19 protein-coding genes and 1 other RNA gene are annotated in these 19,453 nt (G+C 66.1%); 10 read left to right on the top strand and 10 right to left on the bottom strand.

Features of this window, described 5'->3' with window-relative positions; genetic code table 11:
- Positions 1-200: 200 nt before the first annotated feature.
- From IP91_RS16065 to IP91_RS16075, 3 genes are read left to right on the top strand one after another with little or no spacing between them, the layout of a single operon-like run.
- The gene (locus IP91_RS16065; RefSeq protein ID WP_145650084.1) at positions 201-1,481 is read left to right on the top strand and encodes an amidohydrolase family protein; all 1,281 of its coding nucleotides are present in this window, start codon (positions 201-203) and stop codon (positions 1,479-1,481) included.
- 13 nt (positions 1,482-1,494) lie between these two features.
- Positions 1,495-2,049 carry a GNAT family N-acetyltransferase gene (locus IP91_RS16070; RefSeq protein ID WP_145650085.1) on the top strand — a complete coding sequence of 185 codons (555 nt, stop codon included), beginning with the start codon at positions 1,495-1,497 and terminating at the stop codon, positions 2,047-2,049.
- 42 nt (positions 2,050-2,091) lie between these two features.
- Entirely contained in the window at positions 2,092-3,735 is a 1,644-nt protein-coding gene (locus IP91_RS16075; RefSeq protein ID WP_145650086.1) for an alpha-D-glucose phosphate-specific phosphoglucomutase, read from the top strand.
- 39 nt (positions 3,736-3,774) lie between these two features.
- On the opposite strand, the gene IP91_RS16080 is transcribed toward IP91_RS16075, so the two are convergent.
- Positions 3,775-5,550, bottom strand: a complete 1,776-nt coding sequence (locus IP91_RS16080) for a methyl-accepting chemotaxis protein (RefSeq protein WP_229474524.1) — start codon at positions 5,548-5,550, stop codon at positions 3,775-3,777.
- A gap of 269 nt (positions 5,551-5,819) precedes the next feature.
- A complete protein-coding gene (locus tag IP91_RS16085) occupies positions 5,820-7,439 on the bottom strand; it encodes a POT-type proton-dependent oligopeptide transporter (RefSeq protein WP_145650087.1) in 1,620 nt (539 codons plus the stop codon).
- Positions 7,440-8,049: 610 nt separating this feature from the next.
- On the opposite strand from IP91_RS16085, the gene IP91_RS16090 reads away from it, so the two are divergent.
- Complete coding sequence (locus IP91_RS16090; protein WP_229474526.1) at positions 8,050-8,502, top strand: PadR family transcriptional regulator; 453 nt, start codon at positions 8,050-8,052, stop codon at positions 8,500-8,502.
- A gap of 143 nt (positions 8,503-8,645) precedes the next feature.
- Here the strand turns inward: IP91_RS16090 and IP91_RS26080 are convergent, their stop codons facing one another.
- The 3 genes from IP91_RS26080 to IP91_RS16105 form a co-directional block, all read right to left on the bottom strand.
- On the bottom strand, positions 8,646-9,287 hold the full coding sequence (locus tag IP91_RS26080) for a hypothetical protein (RefSeq protein WP_158643159.1): 642 nt from the start codon (positions 9,285-9,287) through the stop codon (positions 8,646-8,648).
- A 60-nt stretch (positions 9,288-9,347) separates the two neighbouring features.
- Positions 9,348-9,875, bottom strand: a complete 528-nt coding sequence (locus IP91_RS16100; RefSeq protein WP_229474528.1) for a hypothetical protein — start codon at positions 9,873-9,875, stop codon at positions 9,348-9,350.
- Positions 9,876-9,962: 87 nt separating this feature from the next.
- A complete protein-coding gene (locus tag IP91_RS16105; protein WP_145650089.1) occupies positions 9,963-11,753 on the bottom strand; it encodes a thiamine pyrophosphate-requiring protein in 1,791 nt (596 codons plus the stop codon).
- Positions 11,754-12,044: 291 nt separating this feature from the next.
- On the opposite strand from IP91_RS16105, the gene IP91_RS26085 reads away from it, so the two are divergent.
- Positions 12,045-12,218 (top strand): glycine zipper domain-containing protein, encoded by a 174-nt coding sequence (locus tag IP91_RS26085; protein WP_158643160.1) that lies wholly within the window; start codon positions 12,045-12,047, stop codon positions 12,216-12,218.
- Positions 12,219-12,269: 51 nt separating this feature from the next.
- Here the strand turns inward: IP91_RS26085 and IP91_RS16110 are convergent, their stop codons facing one another.
- The 3 genes from IP91_RS16110 to groES form a co-directional block, all read right to left on the bottom strand.
- Positions 12,270-13,442, bottom strand: coding sequence for a tetratricopeptide repeat protein (locus tag IP91_RS16110; protein ID WP_145650090.1), 1,173 nt, complete (start codon positions 13,440-13,442; stop codon positions 12,270-12,272).
- Positions 13,443-13,571: 129 nt separating this feature from the next.
- Positions 13,572-15,218, bottom strand: a complete 1,647-nt coding sequence (groL, locus tag IP91_RS16115; RefSeq protein WP_145650091.1) for a chaperonin GroEL — start codon at positions 15,216-15,218, stop codon at positions 13,572-13,574.
- 36 nt (positions 15,219-15,254) lie between these two features.
- Complete coding sequence (groES, locus tag IP91_RS16120) at positions 15,255-15,545, bottom strand: co-chaperone GroES (protein ID WP_145650092.1); 291 nt, start codon at positions 15,543-15,545, stop codon at positions 15,255-15,257.
- A gap of 387 nt (positions 15,546-15,932) precedes the next feature.
- Here groES and IP91_RS26645 point away from each other — a divergent pair, with 387 nt between their 5' ends.
- The 5 genes from IP91_RS26645 (at position 15,933) to IP91_RS16140 (ending at position 17,523) form a co-directional block, all read left to right on the top strand.
- Positions 15,933-16,067, top strand: coding sequence for a hypothetical protein (locus IP91_RS26645; RefSeq protein WP_259772463.1), 135 nt, complete (start codon positions 15,933-15,935; stop codon positions 16,065-16,067).
- A gap of 134 nt (positions 16,068-16,201) precedes the next feature.
- The gene (locus IP91_RS16125) at positions 16,202-16,432 is read left to right on the top strand and encodes a hypothetical protein (protein WP_145650093.1); all 231 of its coding nucleotides are present in this window, start codon (positions 16,202-16,204) and stop codon (positions 16,430-16,432) included.
- Positions 16,429-16,740 (top strand): cell division protein ZapA, encoded by a 312-nt coding sequence (locus IP91_RS16130; RefSeq protein WP_145650094.1) that lies wholly within the window; start codon positions 16,429-16,431, stop codon positions 16,738-16,740. Before IP91_RS16125 ends, IP91_RS16130 begins: the two co-directional genes overlap by 4 nt.
- 46 nt (positions 16,741-16,786) lie before the next feature.
- A non-coding RNA gene (gene ssrS / locus IP91_RS16135) (6S RNA) lies at positions 16,787-16,966 on the top strand.
- A gap of 92 nt (positions 16,967-17,058) precedes the next feature.
- A complete protein-coding gene (locus IP91_RS16140) occupies positions 17,059-17,523 on the top strand; it encodes an EVE domain-containing protein (protein WP_145650095.1) in 465 nt (154 codons plus the stop codon).
- Between the two features lie 85 nt (positions 17,524-17,608).
- Here the strand turns inward: IP91_RS16140 and lgt are convergent, their stop codons facing one another.
- Positions 17,609-18,460, bottom strand: a complete 852-nt coding sequence (lgt, locus tag IP91_RS16145) for a prolipoprotein diacylglyceryl transferase (protein WP_145650096.1) — start codon at positions 18,458-18,460, stop codon at positions 17,609-17,611.
- Positions 18,461-19,357, bottom strand: a complete 897-nt coding sequence (locus tag IP91_RS16150; RefSeq protein WP_145650097.1) for a LysR family transcriptional regulator — start codon at positions 19,355-19,357, stop codon at positions 18,461-18,463. It lies immediately after the preceding gene.
- Positions 19,358-19,453 lie beyond the last annotated feature (96 nt).

The raw sequence follows: 19,453 nt of genomic DNA on the forward strand, positions 1-19,453 counted from the left end.
TGGTGCATTGCAATAAAGTCATTCTAGCGATGAAAACTGGCCTTGCAAAGCGCTTTATACACTCTTTATTTTGGGAGTGATGCATTGCAACATAAGCTGCTTACAAGCTTTTCCGGCTGGCGGGGACGGCAAGTTCGCCATTGCGCACGGGCCGCCGCGCTGACTACAATCGGCTTTCAGCCAGCCGAAAGAATGCCCCGATGGATATCGTCCTCCGCAATGCCGCGCTGCCCGATGGCCGCACGGGTATCGACATCGCCGTCGCCGACGGCCGCATCGCCGCCGTGGGCGAACGCCTGCCCGTGCAGGGCGCGCGCGAGATCGACGCGGCCGGCGACCTCGTCACGCCGCCGTTCGTCGACGCCCACTTCCACATGGACGCCACGCTGTCCTACGGCCTGCCGCGCGTGAACGACAGCGGCACGCTGCTGGAAGGGATCGCGCTGTGGGGCGAGCTGAAGCCGCAGCTGACGCAGGATGCGCTGGTGCAGCGGGCGCTCGACTATTGCGACTGGGCAGTGGCGCGCGGCCTGCTGGCGATCCGCACCCACGTCGACGTGTGCGACGACCGCCTGCTGGCCGTCGAGGCGCTGCTGGACGTGAAGCGCCGCGTGGCGCCCTACATCGACCTGCAGCTGGTGGCCTTCCCGCAGGACGGCCTGCTGCGCAGCGCCACCGCGCTGGCCAACCTGAAGCGCGCGATCGGCATGGGTGTCGACGTGGTCGGCGGCATCCCGCACTTCGAGCGCACGATGGCCGATGGCGCCGAGTCGGTGCGCATCCTGTGCGAGTACGCGGCGGCGCAGGGGCTCATGGTGGACATGCACTGCGACGAGTCGGACGATCCCCTGTCGCGCCATATCGAAACGCTGGCGTACGAAACGCACCGCCTGGGCCTGGGCGGGCGCGTGACGGGCTCGCACCTGACCTCGATGCATTCGATGGACAACTACTATGTCAGCAAGCTGCTGCCGCTGATCGCGGAGAGCGGCGTGGCGGCGATCGCCAACCCGCTCATCAACATCACGCTGCAGGGCCGGCACGACACGTATCCGAAGCGGCGCGGCATGACGCGCGTGCCGGAACTGATGGCGGCCGGCGTGACGGTCGCCTTCGGCCACGACTGCGTGATGGACCCGTGGTACGGCATGGGCTCGGGCGACATGCTGGAGGTGGCGCACATGGGCCTGCACGTGGCGCAGATGACCAGCCAGCCGGCGATGCGCGCCTGCTTCGCCGCCATCACCGCCAATCCGGCGAAGATCCTGGGCCTGCAGGGCTACGGCCTGGAGCCGGGCTGCCACGCCGACCTGGTGCTGCTGGACGCGGCCGATCCCGTGGAGGCGATCCGCCTGCGCGCGGCGCGCCGGCTGGTGCTGCGGCGCGGCCGCGTGGTGGCCGAGGCGCCGCCCGCCGTGTCGCGCCTGGACCTGCCGGGCCGCCCGGCGTCGGTCGCATTCCGGCACCGCCGCGCCATGTGACCGGCCGCCGCCGATGAAGATCCTGGAGACGGAGCGCCTGCTGCTGCGCACGCTGGCCACCAGCGACGCGGCGTTCTTCCTGGCGCTCGTCAACGAGCCTTCCTGGCTCGCCAACATCGGCGACAAGAACATCCGCACGCTGGAGGCGGCCAGTGCGCACATCCTGTCCGGTCCGATGCAGATGCAGCGCCGTCTCGGCCATTCGCTGTACCTGGTCGAACGCAAGGGAGATGGCATGCCGCTCGGCCTGTGCGGCCTGATCCGCCGCGAAGCGCTGCCCGACACGGACATCGGCTACGCGCTGGCACCGCGCCACTGGGGGCAGGGCTATGCGTTCGAGGCGGCGGCCGGCGTGGTGCGCCACGCCCGGAGCGTGCTGGGCCTGCGCCGGCTGTTCGGCATCACGGACCCCGGCAACGCTGCCTCCATCGCGCTGCTGCACAAGCTGGGCATGCAGTTCGTGCGCCGCACCCACCTGCCGCCGGCGGGGCGCGACACGAATGTGTACTGCCTCGAGTTCGGTCCGGCCGAAGCGTGCCGGACGCCCCCGCACGATCCGACGCGCTAAGCTCGAATGTTAAGATTCCTGAAACATCACAGCGGAGCAGACATGGCAATCCAGACGATCAACACGACGCCGATCGCCGGCCAGCGCCCGGGCACCTCGGGCCTGCGCAAGAAGGTGGGCGTCTTCCAGCAGCCGAACTATCTCGAGAATTTCGTGCAGGGCGTGTTCGACACGCTTGCCGCCAATGAGGGTGGCCTGGCCGGCCAGACGCTGGTGCTGGGCGGCGACGGCCGTTACCACAACCGCGCCGCCGTGCGCACCATCCTGGCGATGGCGGCGGCCAATGGCGTGGGCCGCGTGCTGCTGGGCCGGGGCGGCATCCTGTCCACGCCGGCCGTCTCCTGCGTGATCCGCAAGCACGGCGCGCTGGGCGGCATCATCCTGTCGGCCAGCCACAACCCGGGCGGCCCGGACGGCGACTTCGGCATCAAGTACAACATGGCCAACGGCGGCCCGGCACCGGAATCGGTCACCGAGGCGATCTACCAGCGCACCACCACGATCACGCAGTACCGCATCAGCGACGCGGCCGACATCGACATCGACCGCCTCGGCAGCGGCCAGGTCGAACAGATGGTCGTGGAAGTGATCGACCCGGTGGCCGACTACGCGCAGCTGATGGAAAGCCTGTTCGATTTCGATGCGATCCGCAAGCTGTTCGCGGGCGGCTTCACGATGCGCTACGACGGCATGAGCGCCGTCGGCGGCCCGTACGCGAAGGCGATCCTGGAAGGCATGCTGGGCGCGCCGGCCGGCACCGTGATCAACGGCGAGCCGCTGGAGGACTTCGGCGGCCACCATCCGGACCCGAACCCCGTCAACGCGGCCCAGCTCATCGAGCTGATGGCGCGCGACGATGCGCCGGACTTCGGCGCCGCCTCCGATGGCGATGCGGACCGCAACATGATCGTGGGCCGCAAGTTCGACGTGACGCCATCGGACAGCCTGGCGATCCTGGCCGCCAATGCGCAGGTGGCGCCGGGCTACCGCGCCGGCCTGGCCGGCATCGCCCGCTCGATGCCCACCTCGCGCGCGCCGGACCGCGTGGCCGAGGCGCTCGGCATTCCCTGCTTCGAAACGCCCACGGGCTGGAAGTATTTCGGCTCGCTGCTCGATGCCGGCCAGGCCACGCTGTGCGGCGAGGAGAGCTACGGCACGGGCTCGAACCACGTGCGCGAGAAGGATGGCCTGTGGGCCGTGCTGTTCTGGCTGAACCTGCTGGCCGTGAAGGGCCGGTCGGTGCAGCAGATCGTCGAGGAACACTGGCAGCGCTTCGGCCGCAACTACTACTCGCGGCACGACTACGAAGGCATCGAAAGCCATGCGGCCAATGTGCTGATGGACGACCTGCGCATCAAGCTGGCCAACCTGAAGGGCCAGCAGCTGAACCTGTACACGGTGGACTATGCCGACGACTTCGAATACACCGATCCGGTCGACGGTTCGCAGGCGACGAAGCAGGGCATCCGCATCGTGATGACGGACGGCTCGCGCATCGTGTTCCGGCTGTCCGGCACGGGCACCGAAGGTGCCACGCTGCGCGTCTACCTGGAGCGCTACGAGCCCGATCCTTCGCTGCACCATTCGCCCACGCAGCAGGCGCTGGCGGCCCTGATCGCGATCGCCGAGAGCGTGGCCAATATCACGGCCAATACGGGGCGGGCCGCGCCGAGCGTGGTGACCTGAGGGCCGGCGCCGGGCCGGGTGGCCGGCACCGGCGCGCGATCAGAACTCTTCCCAATCCGCTTCGCTGGTGCTGGCGGGTGCCTTGCGCGCGGCGGCGCTGGCCGCAGGTGCCGGCCGCGCAGGTGAAGGCGCTGCTGCAGGCTTGGTAGCGGTCGCGGGCTTGTGTTTCGCAGCCGGCAGGGCAGGGCGGGCGGCCGCGGCCGGCGCGTGCACGGCCCTGGCCGCGAGCCGCGAGGAAGAGGCCACCCCCTGCGCGACCGTAAACGTCCCCACCAGCTCCGCCAGCCGGCGCGCCTGCTCCTGCATCGCTTCCGATGCGGCGCTGGCCTCCTCGACCAGCGCGGCGTTCTGCTGCGTCACTTCGTCCATCTGCGTGATCGCCTGGTTCACCTGCTCGATGCCGCTGGACTGCTCGCGGCTGGCGGCCGAGATCTCGGACATCAGGTCCGTCACGCGCTGCACGCCTTCCACCACCTCGGCCATCGTCATGCCGGCCTGGTTCACCAGCTGCGTGCCGGTGCCCACCTTGCCGACCGAGTCGTCGATCAGTTCCTTGATTTCGCGGGCGGCCGTGCTGGAGCGGTGCGCCAGGTTGCGCACTTCGCCCGCCACCACGGCAAAGCCGCGGCCCTGTTCGCCGGCGCGCGCCGCTTCCACCGCCGCGTTCAGCGCCAGGATATTGGTCTGGAAGGCGATGCCGTCGATGACGGAAATGATGTCGACGATCTTCTTCGCCGAGGCATCGATCGCGCCCATCGTATCGACCACCTGCGCCACCACCGCGCCACCGCGCACCGCCACCTCGGAAGCGGATGCAGCCATCGCGCTGGCCTGCTGCGCGTTGTCGGCGTTCTGGCGCACCGTCGACGTCAGCTCTTCCATCGACGACGCGGTTTCCTCCAGCGAGCCGGCCTGCTGTTCGGTGCGCGAGGACAGGTCCATATTGCCGGCCGAAACCTGCGCGGCGGCGGTGGCGATCGTGTCGGTCCCGCTGCGCACCTCGGTGACGATGGCGGCCAGGCGGTCGCGCATGTCGCGCATCGCATGCATCATGCTGCTCGTGTCGCTGGCCTTCACCGGTACCGCTACCGTCAGGTCGCCGGCGGCGATGCTGGCGGCGATGGCCGCCGCGTCGGCAGGTTCGCCGCCCAGCTGGGCCAGCAGCGTGCGCGTCACGTACACGGCCGCGCCCACGCCGGCGGCCAGCGCGATCGCGGCCAGCACCAGCATCGACGTGACGGCCGTGTGGTAGGCGGCCCGCGCTTCGCCCGCTTCCTGCGCGTTGAGCGTGACTTCGAGCGCGGTGAGCTTGTCCATCGCATCGAGCCACACCCGCTGCACCGGACGCACCTTGTTCATCAGCGTGTCGGTGCTGGCATCGGCCTCGTTGGCGAGACCCTGCCGTTCCGCATCGGCCATCGGCGCCTTGGCCAGCGCCTCCTGCTGCACGATGGTGGCCCACAGCGTCTTCTCTTCCGCCTCCGTGCTCGGGTCGGCAAACATGGTGGCCAGTTTTGCCGCGTTTTCCGCATACACCGTTTCCTGACGGCGGATGCGTTCCACCTCCGGGCGCATCGCGTTCGTGTCGGTGAGCAGCGCCAGGTTGCGCAGGGCGATCATGCGGTCCATCACGCTGTTCTGCAGCGCGGTGATGCGGGCGATCTGCACGTTGTTGAATTCGGTGATGTTGTCGGCGCGCTCCTGCATCTGGCGCATCTTCAGCACGCCCGTCGCGACGATCACCACCAATAGCAGCAGCACGATCGCATAGCCGAGGGCGAGGCGGGTACCGACTTTCATGTTCTTCAGGTTCATGGATGTTCCGTTCAGTGACCGTGCGGTCGGTGGGCGTGGGACGGTTGCCGGGAAAATGCACGCGTGCCGGCACCGCGACTGCGTTGTGCCGTGGGGCAATTATATGGAAGTGGGAGCGGATGCGCAGGGGGGTGTTGCGCGTGCGCCGCGGCGTTGCGGTACCCCGCGCGCGGCCACTGACAATCGCAGCCGATTGGGGGATGGCGGGCTCCCGCACGATACGGCATCGCGGCGGGAGCCCTTGTGGCTGCTGTGCTTCTTCGTTGCGATCAGGCCTTGCGCGGGATGGTGCCGTGGCAGCCCGGCTCAGGATCGGACCGGTAGTTGTCGACCATCTTGTAGCGCAGCGCATACAGGCCGAAGGCCACCGCCGTGAGCAGCGCGAAGCCGGCGAAGAAGAACATCTGGAAAGCGATCACGGAGAGCCCGGTGCCATCGATATGGCCGAGCACCGCCTCGTTCTTCACGCTCGAATTCACGATCAGCACCCACAGGTTGCCGACCGTGACGGCCAGCGTCCAGAAGCTCATGATCGCGCCCTTCATCGAACGGGGCGCCTGGCTGTACGCGAACTCCAGGCCGGTGGCGGAGACCAGCACTTCGCCCATCGTCAGCAGGATGTACGGCAGCAGCTGCCACAGGATGGACATCGGCGTGCCGCCATCCATCGACACCTGGATCCAGCCGATCACCAGCCAGGCGGCGGCACTGAACGCGATGCCGGCCGTCATGCGGCGCAGCGCCGTGGGCTCGATGCCGAGCGCGCGCAGCAGCGGGAAGATGGCGAAATTGTTGAACGGGATGAGCAGCATCACCAGCGCCGGATTGACGGCCTGCATCTGCGCCGGCAGCACCTGGAATTCCCAGCCGAACAGGTTCAGCACGGGCGACGTCATCGCATTGGCCTGCACGATCCAGGTGGAGGCCTTCTGGTCGAACAGCGACCAGAACGGCGTGACCAGCGCGAACACCACGAGCAGGCGCAGCACGGCGCGCACGCCGTCCACCGCTTCGTCCGGATGATGGCCGCGGGCGCGTTCCAGCTGCATGGCCGTACCGATGCCGCCGAATGCCAGCAGCAGCACCAGCGCCGTGCAGGCGGCGATCACGAAGCCGCACGAGAACGACATCGCCAGCGACATGACGGCGCCGACGGCACCGATGACGGCCACGGCGAGGCCGGGCCGTCCTTCGCCCGGCTGCTGCGCCAGCAGGGCGGTGCGCGCCACCCGCGTCAGCGAATCCGGATTGGGCGGCGCGACCGGCACGTGCACGTACTTGCGCTTGCCCAGCCAGAAGATCAGCACCGCGAACGCCATCAGGATGCCGGGCACGCCAAAGGCGACCGAGGGGCCGTAGTTCTTCAGCAGCAGCGGCATCAGCAGCGAGGCAAAGAACGAGCCGAAGTTGATCGACCAGTAGAACGCGTCGTACACGAGCTTGGCGCGGTTCTTGTTGGTCTGGTCGAACTGGTCGCCGACGAAGGCCGAGACGAGCGGCTTGATGCCGCCGGCGCCCAGCGCGATCAGGAACAGGCCGAAGTAGAAGCCGTGCAGGTTGTCCTCGAAGACCGCCAGGCAGGCGTGGCCGCCCACGTAGAACAGGCTGAGCCAGAAAATGGTCTTGTACTTGCCAAAGAAGCGGTCGGCCAGCCAGCCGCCCAGCAGGGGCGTGAAGTAGGCACCGATGACGAAGGTGTGGAACACGTGCTTCGCCTCGCCGGCGCGGTCTTCCAGCGGGACGAACAGCAGCAGCGTGCTGATCAGGAATGGCGTCAGGATGTTGCGCATGCCGTAGAAGGAAAAGCGTTCCGCCCCTTCGTTGGCGATGATGTATGGAATCTGGCGCGGCAGCGGACCGTTGCCCGCTTCGTGGGTGGCGTTGACCATGGTTTCCCCAAAATTGTGGTGGACGCGATGCTAGGGGATTCCTGTCGGGCTGGCAACCTTCATCGGTGAAAGAGCATCCCGGACGGCAAAACGCCGGATGCAGGCACCCGGCGTTTCCTCACGAACTACACCGTTACCTTCAGTAGCGGCGCGGCGGCTGGGCAGCCTGGCGGTTCAGCGCCCGTGCCTGGAACTTCTTCCAGAGAAAGCCCGCGACTGCCATCAAGATCATCTTGCGCATACATCCTCCGTTTGGTTGATTGACACTGCACCTTACCCGAAGCTGCCGAACGGTGGCGCCTGCCTGCGCAGCGCTACGGCAGAGCCCGTGTCCACCATGGGGTCAACCCCAAAATCAGACACGGACTCATCCTTGGCTGTCACGCGGAGCCTCATGTACGGACGAGCTCGTGTCCGAAAACGGGGTTGACCCCAAGGTGGACACGGGCTCGGCTGTAAAAAAAGCTTGCGGAATTCTGTGGAACGTTTACGATATATCTCACTGCGATATATCTTAAGGAGTTGAAGCATGTTTCATGGACTGAAAAAACACGGCTGCCATATGCACGAACATCATCATCCCCGCGGGGGCGGGGGACGTCCGGCGCGGATGTTCGATGCGGGCGCGATGCGCTACGTGGCGCTGCAGCTGATTGCCGAGAAGCCACGGCATGGCTACGAAATCATCAAGGAGCTGGAAGGGCGGGTCGGAGGCGGCTATGCGCCGAGCCCGGGCGCGATCTATCCGCTGCTGGCGATGCTGGCCGACATGGGCCACGTGTCGATCGCCAGCGACGGCAACAAGAAGCTGCATTCGATCACGCCGGAAGGCCAGGCGTTCCTGGACGAGAACCGCCAGATGGTGGAAGCGCTGATGGCGCGGCTGGGCGAGGGTGGCGGTGCGGGACGCGGCCACGGGCGTGACGACCTGCGCGCCGTGATGCACGGGCTGAAGGAGGCGGTGGTGGAAAAGGCGCGCGACCGCGAAGCGCCGGAGGGCCGTCGCGAACAGATCGCCGCGATCCTGCGCCGGGCCGAAGAGGAAATCCGCAAGCTGGCCTGATGCCCGTGTCAAGGCGCTGTCACCGCAGGCTGTGGAATCGGGGCACGCCACCGGGAACGCCGCGAGTCATTCCACGGCTTGCGGTGACAGCGCCACTGCGAAAAGCCCGCGGCGCCAGGCAGGGCGCCATCGACGATCGCCGTTCAGGAACCCTGCCGCACGACGGTATCGAGCAGCCGCTGCGCCTGCTGCAGCACGGGCTTGGCGAGCGGGTCGCGGTCGATCTCGCCGAAGCTGCCTTCGCGCACGTGCAGGCCGTCCGCCGCCAGCAGGGATAGCCGGACATTGCCGAACGCCGGCGGCGGCGTGCGTTTCTTCACGGCGCCTTTCGCGGCCAGCCCGATGCCGGCATGCACCAGCAGCTTGCCGTGCTGCGCCACTTCCTCCGGCGCGCCTTCGAACACGGCCAGCCGGCCCGTCTGGTTGATGTACTGGACGCTGCCGTCCGCATACGCGGCCAGCACGTCGAGCCCCCCTTCCAGCGGCACCTCCACGACCACGCCCAGCAGCTCGCGCGATGCCACCGGCTGGCCGGCCGCGCGCAGCCAGTGCCAGGCCAGCAGCCGTACGCGGCTTTCCTCGGCGGGATCTTCGCCGATCGTCTGCACCACGCGGGGGTCGGGCGCCGCGCCGAACAGCGCATTGGACGCCGCACTGGCCTGCATCAGCTGCGGATCGTCGCAGAACAGCAGCTGGTAGACGAGATTGAGCTCGTCCTGCCGGTAGGGCTGGGCAGCGGACGCCTGGCGGCGCGAGGTGAGGGCGGCAAGCAGTTTCTTGAACATGGCATGATGATACGCCATCCGGCACGCGGGGCGGAGCCCTGCAAGCGATACCGGCTGAACTTACGGGCGTCCGGTCGCGCCGGCAGTGCGCTGCATGGGCTGCTGTTCGCTGCGCCAGCGCTGCAGGGTCAGCGTCGTGCCGCGCTCCGCATCGTCGACGAGGATTTCGCCATCGGCGGCGCCCACCAGGAAGCGGCCCCACGTCACGGCCGCATCGGGCCGGTTCTCGACGAAATCGAGCTGGTGATACCGCTTGCCACCCACGTCGCGCAGGCCGGCATCGAACGCCACGACGGCGCCATGCACCTTGCCGCCGGACGACTGCTCGATATGTTTCGCCCATGCCTGCAGCTCGGGCAGCGCCATCAGGCGGGCTTCGGCCTGTTCCCGGTTGAGGGGCGATGCTGGCACGGCGGGTCCCTTCGGAGTGGTTTGCCGGACGGCCGATGCGGCGGCCGCCTTGTCGGCCTGGGCGGGCCCCAGGTGCTGCGGATACAGGAACCACGCGCCCAGTGCGGCGGCCAGCAGTCCGAGTGTCGTGCCGGCCACGGCGGGGAAACGGGAAGGGCGGCGGGAAGGGGTGTGCATTGCAACGAACTTTTCGACCATGAATGTTGCGATCATGTTAAACGAAAGAGGCACGTTCCGGCGTTCCCCGACACCCCATTATTTTGGTCAGTCCTTCTTCGGCGGGAACCAGCCTTCCCAGGTTTCCTTGATGCTGGCGCGCACGGTGGCCAGCGCATCCGGGTCGCCCTTCAGCATCGCCTTCAGGTAGGCGGCCGCCTGCTTCACCGGCACGTCCGGCGGCAGGGGCGGCACGTTCGGATCCGTCACCATCTCCAGCACGCATGGCACGTCGGACGCCAGCGCCGCTTCCCAGCCGCCCGCCACCGCGTCGGCGCTGTCGATGCGGATGCCTTTCAGTCCGATCAGCTGCGCGTACTGCGCGTACGGGAAGTCCGGCATCTCCTGCGACGCCTCGTATTTCGGATTGCCGCCCATGACCCGCTCTTCCCACGTGACGAGGTTCAGGTCCCGGTTGTTCAGCACCATGATCACCAGCTTGCCGTTGCCCCAGCTTTTCCAGTACTTGGCGATGGTGATCAGGCCGTTGATGCCGTTCATCTGCATCGCGCCATCGCCCACCAGCGCGATCACGTGGCGCTCCGGATGCGCGAACTTGGCCGCCACCGCATACGGCACGGCGCAGCCCATCGTCGCCAGGCCGCCGGAGACACTGGTCATCATCCCGCGGCGCATTTTCACGTCGCGCGCATACCAGTTGGTGGCGGATCCCGAATCGCCCGTGACGATGCAGTTGTCCGGCAGGCGCGGCGACAGTTCCCAGAACACGCGCTGCGGATTGATCGGATCGGCCTCGTTCATCGCGCGGCCTTCCAGCACGCGCCACCAGCGTTCGATGCCTTCGCGGATCCCGTCCTGCCACTGGCGGTCGGTTTTCCGCTGCAACAGCGGGATCAGCGCGCGCAGCGTCTCGCGCGCATCGCCGATCAGGTTGAACTCCATCGGATAGCGCACGCTGGCGCGCCGCGCATCGATGTCGATCTGCACGCCGCGCGCCTGGCCTTCCTTCGGCAGGAATTCGCTGTACGGGAAGTTCGAGCCCACCATCAGCAGCGTGTCGCAGTCGTTCATCATGTCGTGGCTGGGCTTCGTGCCCAGGAGGCCGATGGAACCGGTGACGAAGGGCAGGTCGTCCGGCACGGCGGCCTTGCCCAGCAGCGCCTTGGCGATGCCGGCGCCGAGGATGTCGGCGATCTCGATCAGTTCATCGGTGGCGTGCAGCGCACCGGCGCCGGCCAGGATCGCCACTTTCTTGCCTTCGTTGAGAATGCGCGCGGCCTGCTGCAGCGCATCGAGCGGCGGCACGTGGCTGCGCGTCAGCTGGCCGATGCCGGAATGGACGGCGCCATGTTCGCGTGGCGGCGTCGGTACCGCATCGAGGTCCTGCACGTCGTTCGGGAACACGATGCAGGTGACGGTGCGCTGCTCCTTGGCGATGCGGAAGGCGCGGTCGATCAGGTGGCGTACCTGCGACGCATCGGTGGCCATGTGCACGTATTCGTGGGCCACGTCCTTGAACAGCGCGGTGAGGTCCACTTCCTGCTGGTAGTCGCTGCCGATCGCGGAACGCTTCTGCTGGCCGACGATGGCCACCACGGGCTGGTTGTCGAGCTTGGCGTCGTACAGGCCATTGAGCAGGTGCACGGCGCCGGGCCCGGACGTGGCCACGCAGACGCCCACCTCGCCGGTGAACTTGGCGTGCGCGGTGGCCATGAAGGCGGCCATCTCTTCATGGCGCACCTGGATGAAGTCGATGTCCTCCTGCCGCCCGAACGCGCCCATGATGCCGTTGATGCCGTCGCCCGGATAACCGAAGACGCGGCGCACGCCCCAGTCCTTCATGCGTTGCAGGAGAAAATCGCCGACCGTATCTGCCATGGTGAATCCCGTCGATAGTGGAAGGGCCATGATAGTTCCGGCAACCGTGCGCAGGCGCACGCGATCCCTGTCGCACGCCTGCTGCGCTTGCGTATGGATGAGAAGGCGGTAGTTCGCGCTCGGAGGTACCGTGCCGTGCCACGTTCCCGAGGTGCTTTCGACTGTCGGGTCTGCTGCTGCGCACCATCTGAAAACGTTGTTCATGCGGGACAGCCCGCCCGAAAAAACAGCAGCGCCTGCGTCAAACAGGACTATATTGGCTTCACAACAACCACGAAACAGGAGACGCAAATGGATATGGAACCGGACGACCGCACCGGGCGCTATGTTGGCTTCGGGATCAGCCTGGGTGCAGCGATCGGCTGCGCGATCGGTGTTGTGATGGGCAATTTCGCGATGGGCATCGGCCTCGGTGTCGGCCTCGGCAGCGCCGCCGGGGCGGTGCTGGCCCAGCGGCGGCCCTGAGCCGCACTGGTCGGCAATGAAGAACGGCTGCCCGGGGCAGCCGTTCCGCGTTTACGGCCGCAGCGACCAGGTGGCCACGAACTCGCGCGTGCCGTGCGGATGCGCGGCGAGCCAGGCATCCAGGTCGGCGCGATAGGCTTCCCGGTAGCGCAGGAACAGGATCCCGGCATCGAGCTGGTTGCGGTGATACAGGTCCTGCATGGCCAGCAGGCTCGGATCCTGCAGCCGCGGTCCGCCATTTTCGGCGATCTCGTCCGCGACTTGCAGCGCCTTGCGCCAGCGTTCCAGCTCGCGCGCATAGGGAGTGACGGATGCCCTGGTGTTCTGCGGGTTGGCATCGAATACCGCGAGTGCCAGCCACACGGCACCGTCGGCGGCGTCCTTGTTGTCCAGCGTCCCCTGCGCGAGTTCGATGTGCGGCTTGCCATCCTTGATGCTGGTGCGGGGCACCCGTGACAGGTTCACCACCGTCAGCGGCGGGGCGCCGGTCGCCTTGCGCAGCCCGCCGAGCTTGTCCCAGTTGGGCTTCTGTGCGGGATGCGCCGCGATGGCCGCCAGCAGCGCGTCTTCGGCATCCTGGCGCTTGCCCTGCTGGACCAGCGCGTCGGACAGGAAGCGCCAGGCCTGCGCATTGCGCGGGTCGGCGGCGGTGGCCTGCCGGAACAGCCGCTCGGCCTCGCCCCACTGCTGCTGCATGTAGGCGCAGTCGGCGGCGCCGACCCAGGCGGCGGAATACTGCGGATCCGCGGCCAGTGCGGCATCGTAGAGCCGTCGCGCCGCCACGTAGTCGCGTTGCGCGAAGGCGGTTTCGGCGTCGGACAGGGCTTTTGCTGCCGCGCCCTTCGGCACGTAGGCCGGAGCAGCGCCCTCGTCCTCCAGCTTGCGCAGCACTTCCTGCGCGATCGGATCGTTGGCGGCTTTTTGCAGGGCGGCGTGCGCGGCCGCGCTGGCCTGCTCCCGTATTTGCTGGCGAAGTTCCGGCTTGGCACCCTCGATCAGGTTGTACAGCAGGTCTGCCATCGACGATAGCGGTATGGAGGCTGCAGGATCCGCGCTGGCGGCCTGCTGGTATTTTTCGAAGGCCTCCTTGTTGCGGCCCTGGCTCTGGAGCGTGAATCCCTCCTGCACGAGCGCGCGCGAGGCGGGATTGCCTTCCAGGCTGGCCCGGGCAGGGGAACTGGCGGCGGCAGCCAGCACGATGCCGGCGATGAGTGGTTTCAGCATGGGATCTCCGTCATGGTCCGGGATACTAACCCGGCGCCCGGTCCGGAAAGTTCACGAAATGTCACGCGGAAATAAAAAGGCCGCTTCCGAAGAAGCGGCCTTTCGCGTTCGGCTGGCGCCAGACGGTGATTACATCATGCCGTCCATGCCGCCCATGCCACCCATACCGCCCATGCCACCCATGCCGCCGGCCGGCTTGTCTTCGGCCACTTCGGCCACCAGGCAGTCGGTCGTCAGCATCAGGCTGGCGATCGATGCGGCGTTCTGCAGTGCCGAACGGGTCACCTTGGCTGGATCCAGCACGCCCATTTCGACCAGGTCGCCGTAGGTGCCGTTGGCGGCGTTGTAGCCGTAGTTGCCGGTACCGGCCAGCACGTTGGCGACGACCACGGAGGCTTCTTCACCGGCGTTCTGCACGATCATGCGCAGCGGCTCTTCCATCGCGCGCAGCACGATCTTGATGCCGGCATCCTGGTCAGGGTTGTCGCCCTTGATGTCGATCGCGGCGCGGGCACGCAGCAGGGCGATACCGCCGCCTGGCACGATGCCTTCTTCAACGGCTGCGCGGGTGGCGTGCAGCGCGTCTTCCACGCGGGCTTTCTTCTCCTTCATTTCGACTTCGGTGGCTGCGCCAACCTTGATCACGGCAACGCCGCCGGCCAGCTTGGCCACGCGTTCCTGCAGCTTTTCGCGGTCGTAGTCGGAGGTTGCGCCTTCGATCTGGGTGCGGATCTGTGCCACGCGGCCTTCGATGTTCGACGCTTCGCCCGCGCCATCGATGACGATGGTGTTTTCCTTGCCCACTTCGATACGCTTGGCCGAACCCAGTTCTTCCAGCGTGATCTTTTCCAGCGTCAGGCCGATTTCCTCAGCCACGACCTGGCCGCCGGTCAGCACGGCGATGTCTTCCAGCATGGCCTTGCGGCGGTCGCCGAAGCCAGGGGCCTTGACTGCGCAGGTCTTCAGGATGCCGCGGATGTTGTTGACCACCAGGGTTGCCAGCGCTTCGCCTTCGATGTCTTCGGCGACGATCAGCAGCGGACGGCCGGCTTTTGCCACCTGTTCCAGTACCGGCAGCAGATCGCGGATGTTCGAGATCTTCTTGTCGCACAGCAGGACGAACGGGTTCTCCAGAACGACCGTCTGCTTTTCCTGGTTATTGATGAAGTAAGGCGACAGGTAGCCGCGGTCGAACTGCATGCCTTCCACGATGTCCAGCTCGTCGTTCAGGGACTTGCCGTCTTCCACGGTGATGACGCCTTCCTTGCCCACTTTTTCCATCGCTTCGGCGATGCGCTCGCCGATCGACGAATCGGAGTTGGCGGAGATCGCGCCGACCTGGGCGATTTCTTTCGACGTGGTGGTTGGCTTGGCGATTTTCTTCAGTTCTTCGACGGTGGCGCTGACGGCCTTGTCGATGCCGCGCTTCAGGTCCATCGGGTTCATGCCGGCGGCCACGAATTTCATGCCTTCGCGAACGATGGCCTGGGCCAGCACGGTCGCGGTGGTGGTGCCGTCGCCGGCGTTGTCGGAGGTCTTCGATGCGACTTCCTTGACCAGCTGCGCGCCCATGTTCTGCAGCTTGTCCTTCAGTTCGATTTCCTTGGCGACCGAGACACCGTCCTTGGTGACGGTCGGCGCGCCGAACGAGCGTTCCAGCACCACGTTGCGGCCTTTCGGGCCCAGGGTGACCTTGACGGCGTTGGCCAGGATGTTGACGCCTTCAACCATTTTGGCGCGCGCTGCGTCGCCGAAGATTACTTCTTTAGCTGCCATGTTTGTGTTCTCCGTGAATTCTGTAAAGGTGCTTGATTACTTGTTGACGATGGCCATGATGTCTTCTTCGCGCATCACCAGCAGCTCGTCGCCGTCGACCTTGACAGCCTGGCCGGAGTATTTGCCGAAGAGAACGCGATCGCCAACTTTCACTTCCAGTGCACGCAGCGTGCCGTTGTCGGCAACTTTACCGTTGCCAACTGCCAGCACTTCACCCTGGTCCGGCTTTTCAGCGGCGGCATCAGGAATGATCAGGCCGGACGCGGTCTTGGTTTCCTGGTCCAGGCGTTTGACGATGACGCGATCGTGCAGAGGGCGAAGGTTCATACAAAACTCCTTATGTGTACGGTGAGGTTGAAACGTTGTTAGCACTCTCGGCTAACGAGTGCCAATGATTATAGGGATGCCACTACGCGATTTCAAGAGAATTCATATTTGGAAATTCACCGGGCGGCGATCTGACCCTTTGCGAGAGCGCAAGGATGGCGCCGCTGACAACGTTTGCGAGGGTGCCATGTGCCGTAAGCTGGCGGCGAGTGAAGGCAAAACAGCGCATTTTCGTTGACACAACATGCCGCGCCACAACGCTCTCTTTGTGTTTTGACAAAGACAAAGCGCGGGTGCACACTGTGTTTTCGGCCTCCGCCTGCGTGCGGCAGGGGGCAAGGGGCAGGTGCGCAGCGGTCAGCAACGGTGATATCAGCGGAGGCTACGATGTTCCAGACAAAATTCCCCAGGGATGTCCACGCGCCGAACTGGGTGCGGGTGGCGATCAATGTGGCGGCCGGCGCGGCACTCGGCGCGGTGGCGGGCGCGGTGCTGCTGCTGGCACTGGGCGCGGTAGGCTGAGCCCTTTCTTCTTCATGCCGGGCGCGACAAACTGCTGGCGCCCCTGCATGAAACGCTTGCCATTAAGATGCCTTTAAGTGTAGATCGACAGCAATTCTGTTGACCACGCTATCGTGCACCCCTATAGTGGCGGGATGATTTCCGACTTCCAAGACCTCGCCGACAAGATCGAGCAGCTCGCCGAACTGACGCTCTCGCTGCGCCGCGAGAACGCGCAGCTGCGCCGGGCGAACGCCGCGCTGGTGGCGGAAAACCTGGGTTTCCAGGGCCGCCTTTCCGAAGCCCACCAGCGGGTCTCCGCGCTGCTGGAACATATCCCGCCGCTGGAAACGCCGAAGCCGGAAGAAGAGGACGCGCAGCCATGACGAACGTCGACGTCAACATCATGGGTTCGGCCTACCGGCTGGTCTGCAAGGAAGGCGAGGAGCGCGCGCTACGCGAGGCGGCCAGCCTGCTGGACAAGAAGATGACCACCATCCGCGACACCGGCAAGGTGAAGGGCAACGACCGCATCGCCGTGATGGCGGCGCTGTCGATGGCGGCGGAATTCCTGACGGCGAAAGCGCCGGCCGGGCCGCTGTCCGAAATCTCGCTGCTGGAAGTGCAGCAGAAGCTCGCCGCCATGCACCGGGTGCTCGACGGTGCGCTCACGCCGCAGGAAAATCTGTTCTAGCGCACGATTGACCTTTCGCGGAATGCGAATGAGGAGTAAACTGCGTCTCACCCTGCGGTGTTCGAGATTGCCATATATTCCTTGAACCATTTACACGCATAGGTTGCGGGATATTGTTTGGCGGGTGTGAGCGTCGCTAGTCCGATGAACCCGAAGTTGAACTGACTGTGACCGCCTTGAACCGTAAGGTTCAGGATGCCGGTAAAACGGCACAGGCGGGGCCTTACAAGTAGTAGCATTAGTGGAAGCGGTTGTTGTACCGGAAGGTGCAGCAGCCGTTTTTTTACGTCCACGTTTTCTTTCCGAGCGGAGCGTCGCATGGCGAAGCAGTACTGGCTGATGAAGTCCGAACCCGATGACGTCAGTTTCGACGACGTGCTGGCAGCAAAAGACCAGACCACGTCATGGTACGGCGTGCGCAATTACCAGGCCCGTAACTTCATCCGCGACGGCATGCAGGTCGGCGACGGGGTGCTGTTCTATCACTCCAGCTGCGCGGTGCCGGGCATTGCGGGCATCGCCGAAATCGTCAGCGCGCCGTATCCGGATGCGTCGCAGTTCGACCCGAAAAGCCCCTTCCACGATCCGAAGGCCACGCCGGAAACCCCGCGCTGGACGGGCATCGACGTGAAGGCGGTGAAGAAGGGCCGCTACCTGGACCTGAAGGAACTGCGCAGCCACCCGGAACTGGAGCACATGCGGCTGCTGGCCAAGGGCAGCCGCCTGTCCGTGATGCCGGTCGAACCGGCCGAGTGGCGCTTCATCCTGAAGCTGATCGGCTGATGACGACATCAAGGCTGGTGTCTCGGTGCCAGGCACCAGGACATGTCACGGTGCCTGGCACCGAGACACGAACTCATCAGCGGTGTCAGGCCGTGACGGGTGCCACGCCGTAGGCCTTGCGGCGATACGACCACACGAGCATCGCGATGGCCGCCACGATCATCGGCAGCGACAGCACCTGGCCGGACGTGATGGGCAGGCCCAGCACCGTGGTCTCCCAATCCGGCGTGCGGAAGTATTCGGTGAAGAAGCGCGCGCAGCCATACAGCAGCGTGTACATCGCACCCACCGCCAGGCGCGGGCGGGCGTGGCGGGCGAACAGCCACAGGATGATGAACACGAGCAGGCCGTCCACCAGCATCTGGTAGATCGGCGACGGATGGCGCAGGCCTTCCAGGAACACGGGATCGGGCCACAGCGGATAGCGCGTGTCCGGCCACAGCATCGCCCAGGGCAACGTCTGGTCGCCGGCCACGCGGCCCGGCAGTTCGGCATTGATGAAGTTGCCCAGGCGGCCGCACGCATACCCCAGCGGCACCATTGGCGCGATGAAGTCATACACGTCGAGCAGGTTGCGCTTCGCCTTGCGCGACCAGAACCACATGGCGATCAGCACGCCGATGAAGCCGCCGTGGAAGCTCATGCCGCCGTGCCAGACCTGCAGGATCTCGATCGGGTTGGCGAAGAAGTAGCCGGGCCGGTAGAACAGCACCTCGCCGAGACGGCCGCCGACCACCACGCCCAGCATCCCGTAGAACAGCATGTCGTCCAGGTCCTGGTTCTTCCAGCCCAGCGCGGCGATGTGCGGCTGCCTGATGCGCACGCGGCCCAGCGCGATGAACAGCGCGAACGCCAGCACGTACATCAGGCCGTACCAGTGGATCGCCACCGGGCCGAGCTGCAGGGCGACGGGATTGGGCATCGGGTGTATCAGCATTCAGAGTCTCTTTCTCATCAAATCCAGGAAGCCCTTCAGCACGGGCGAGGGGTTGTCGCGGCGCCAGGCGAGGCCCGTTTCGACCAGCGGCGTCGCCTGGGCGAGCGGGCGGTATTCTACTCCCGGGCGCCGCAGGTTCGACACCGATTGTGGCACAAGTGCGATGCCCATGCCCGCCGAGACGAGGCTGACGATCGTCTGCATCTGGATCGCTTCCTGGCCGATCACGGGTGTGATGCCGGCCGCGCGGAACACGGACAGGATCGCGTCGTACAGGCCGGGCGAGATCGCGCGCGGGAAGATAATCAGGGGCAGCGGCGGCAGCGTCTTGAGGTCCGCTTCCTGCCTGCCGCGCAGTTCCGGCAGGTTGGCCGGCGCGGCCAGCACCAGCGCCTCCTTCAGCACCGGCAGATACTCCAGCTCCGCGCGCGCCCGCTCCGGCAATGGCGGGATGAGCAGGCCGGCATCGACGCGGCCGTGCAGCAACTCGTCGATCTGCAAGTCGGACGTGGCTTCCTGCAGCGTGATCTGCACCTGCGGATAGGCGGACCGGTAAGCGCGCAGCGATGGCGGCAGCACGCTGTAGTCGGCGGACGAAACGAAGGCCAGCACCAGCCGGCCTGCGGCGCCGGACGCGGCCCGCGCCACCAGGCCCGGCAGCTCGGCCGCCTGCGCCAGCAGCCAGCGCGCTTCGGGCAGCAGCGCCGCACCGGCCGGCGTCAGCGCCACGCCGCGGCGGTTGCGGTCGAACAGCGCGGCACCCAGTTGCTCCTCCAGCGCCAGGATGGCCTGCGACAGCGGCGGCTGCGTCATGTGCAGGCGCTTTGCCGCCCGGCCGAAGTGCAGCTCTTCGGCCACCGCCGTGAAGTAGCGCAGCTGGCGCAGTTCGATGTTCATCGCAGTGTCATTCTTGATATGCAAAAGGTCTCACAGACCATTAAATCATATATTTGACAACTGATGTGGCAGGGCGCAAGCTGATGCCCTTTGCTT

This window comes from Pseudoduganella lurida (assembly GCF_007830455.1).
Taxonomy (GTDB): domain Bacteria; phylum Pseudomonadota; class Gammaproteobacteria; order Burkholderiales; family Burkholderiaceae_D; genus Rugamonas; species Rugamonas lurida.

Excerpts from the sequence above, each read along its gene's own strand:
- IP91_RS16065 (WP_145650084.1), top strand. The coding sequence starts at position 201 with ATGGATATCGTCCTCCGCAATGCCGCGCTGCCCGATGGCCGCACGGGT.
- IP91_RS16070 (WP_145650085.1), top strand. The coding sequence starts at position 1,495 with ATGAAGATCCTGGAGACGGAGCGCCTGCTGCTGCGCACGCTGGCCACC.
- IP91_RS16075 (WP_145650086.1), top strand. The coding sequence starts at position 2,092 with ATGGCAATCCAGACGATCAACACGACGCCGATCGCCGGCCAGCGCCCG.
- IP91_RS16080 (WP_229474524.1), bottom strand. The coding sequence starts at position 5,550 with ATGAACCTGAAGAACATGAAAGTCGGTACCCGCCTCGCCCTCGGCTAT.
- IP91_RS16085 (WP_145650087.1), bottom strand. The coding sequence starts at position 7,439 with ATGGTCAACGCCACCCACGAAGCGGGCAACGGTCCGCTGCCGCGCCAG.
- IP91_RS16090 (WP_229474526.1), top strand. The coding sequence starts at position 8,050 with ATGTTCGATGCGGGCGCGATGCGCTACGTGGCGCTGCAGCTGATTGCC.
- IP91_RS26080 (WP_158643159.1), bottom strand. The coding sequence starts at position 9,287 with ATGTTCAAGAAACTGCTTGCCGCCCTCACCTCGCGCCGCCAGGCGTCC.
- IP91_RS16100 (WP_229474528.1), bottom strand. The coding sequence starts at position 9,875 with ATGCACACCCCTTCCCGCCGCCCTTCCCGTTTCCCCGCCGTGGCCGGC.
- IP91_RS16105 (WP_145650089.1), bottom strand. The coding sequence starts at position 11,753 with ATGGCAGATACGGTCGGCGATTTTCTCCTGCAACGCATGAAGGACTGG.
- IP91_RS26085 (WP_158643160.1), top strand. The coding sequence starts at position 12,045 with ATGGATATGGAACCGGACGACCGCACCGGGCGCTATGTTGGCTTCGGG.
- IP91_RS16110 (WP_145650090.1), bottom strand. The coding sequence starts at position 13,442 with ATGCTGAAACCACTCATCGCCGGCATCGTGCTGGCTGCCGCCGCCAGT.
- groL (WP_145650091.1), bottom strand. The coding sequence starts at position 15,218 with ATGGCAGCTAAAGAAGTAATCTTCGGCGACGCAGCGCGCGCCAAAATG.
- groES (WP_145650092.1), bottom strand. The coding sequence starts at position 15,545 with ATGAACCTTCGCCCTCTGCACGATCGCGTCATCGTCAAACGCCTGGAC.
- IP91_RS26645 (WP_259772463.1), top strand. The coding sequence starts at position 15,933 with ATGTTCCAGACAAAATTCCCCAGGGATGTCCACGCGCCGAACTGGGTG.
- IP91_RS16125 (WP_145650093.1), top strand. The coding sequence starts at position 16,202 with ATGATTTCCGACTTCCAAGACCTCGCCGACAAGATCGAGCAGCTCGCC.
- IP91_RS16130 (WP_145650094.1), top strand. The coding sequence starts at position 16,429 with ATGACGAACGTCGACGTCAACATCATGGGTTCGGCCTACCGGCTGGTC.
- IP91_RS16140 (WP_145650095.1), top strand. The coding sequence starts at position 17,059 with ATGGCGAAGCAGTACTGGCTGATGAAGTCCGAACCCGATGACGTCAGT.
- lgt (WP_145650096.1), bottom strand. The coding sequence starts at position 18,460 with ATGCTGATACACCCGATGCCCAATCCCGTCGCCCTGCAGCTCGGCCCG.
- IP91_RS16150 (WP_145650097.1), bottom strand. The coding sequence starts at position 19,357 with ATGAACATCGAACTGCGCCAGCTGCGCTACTTCACGGCGGTGGCCGAA.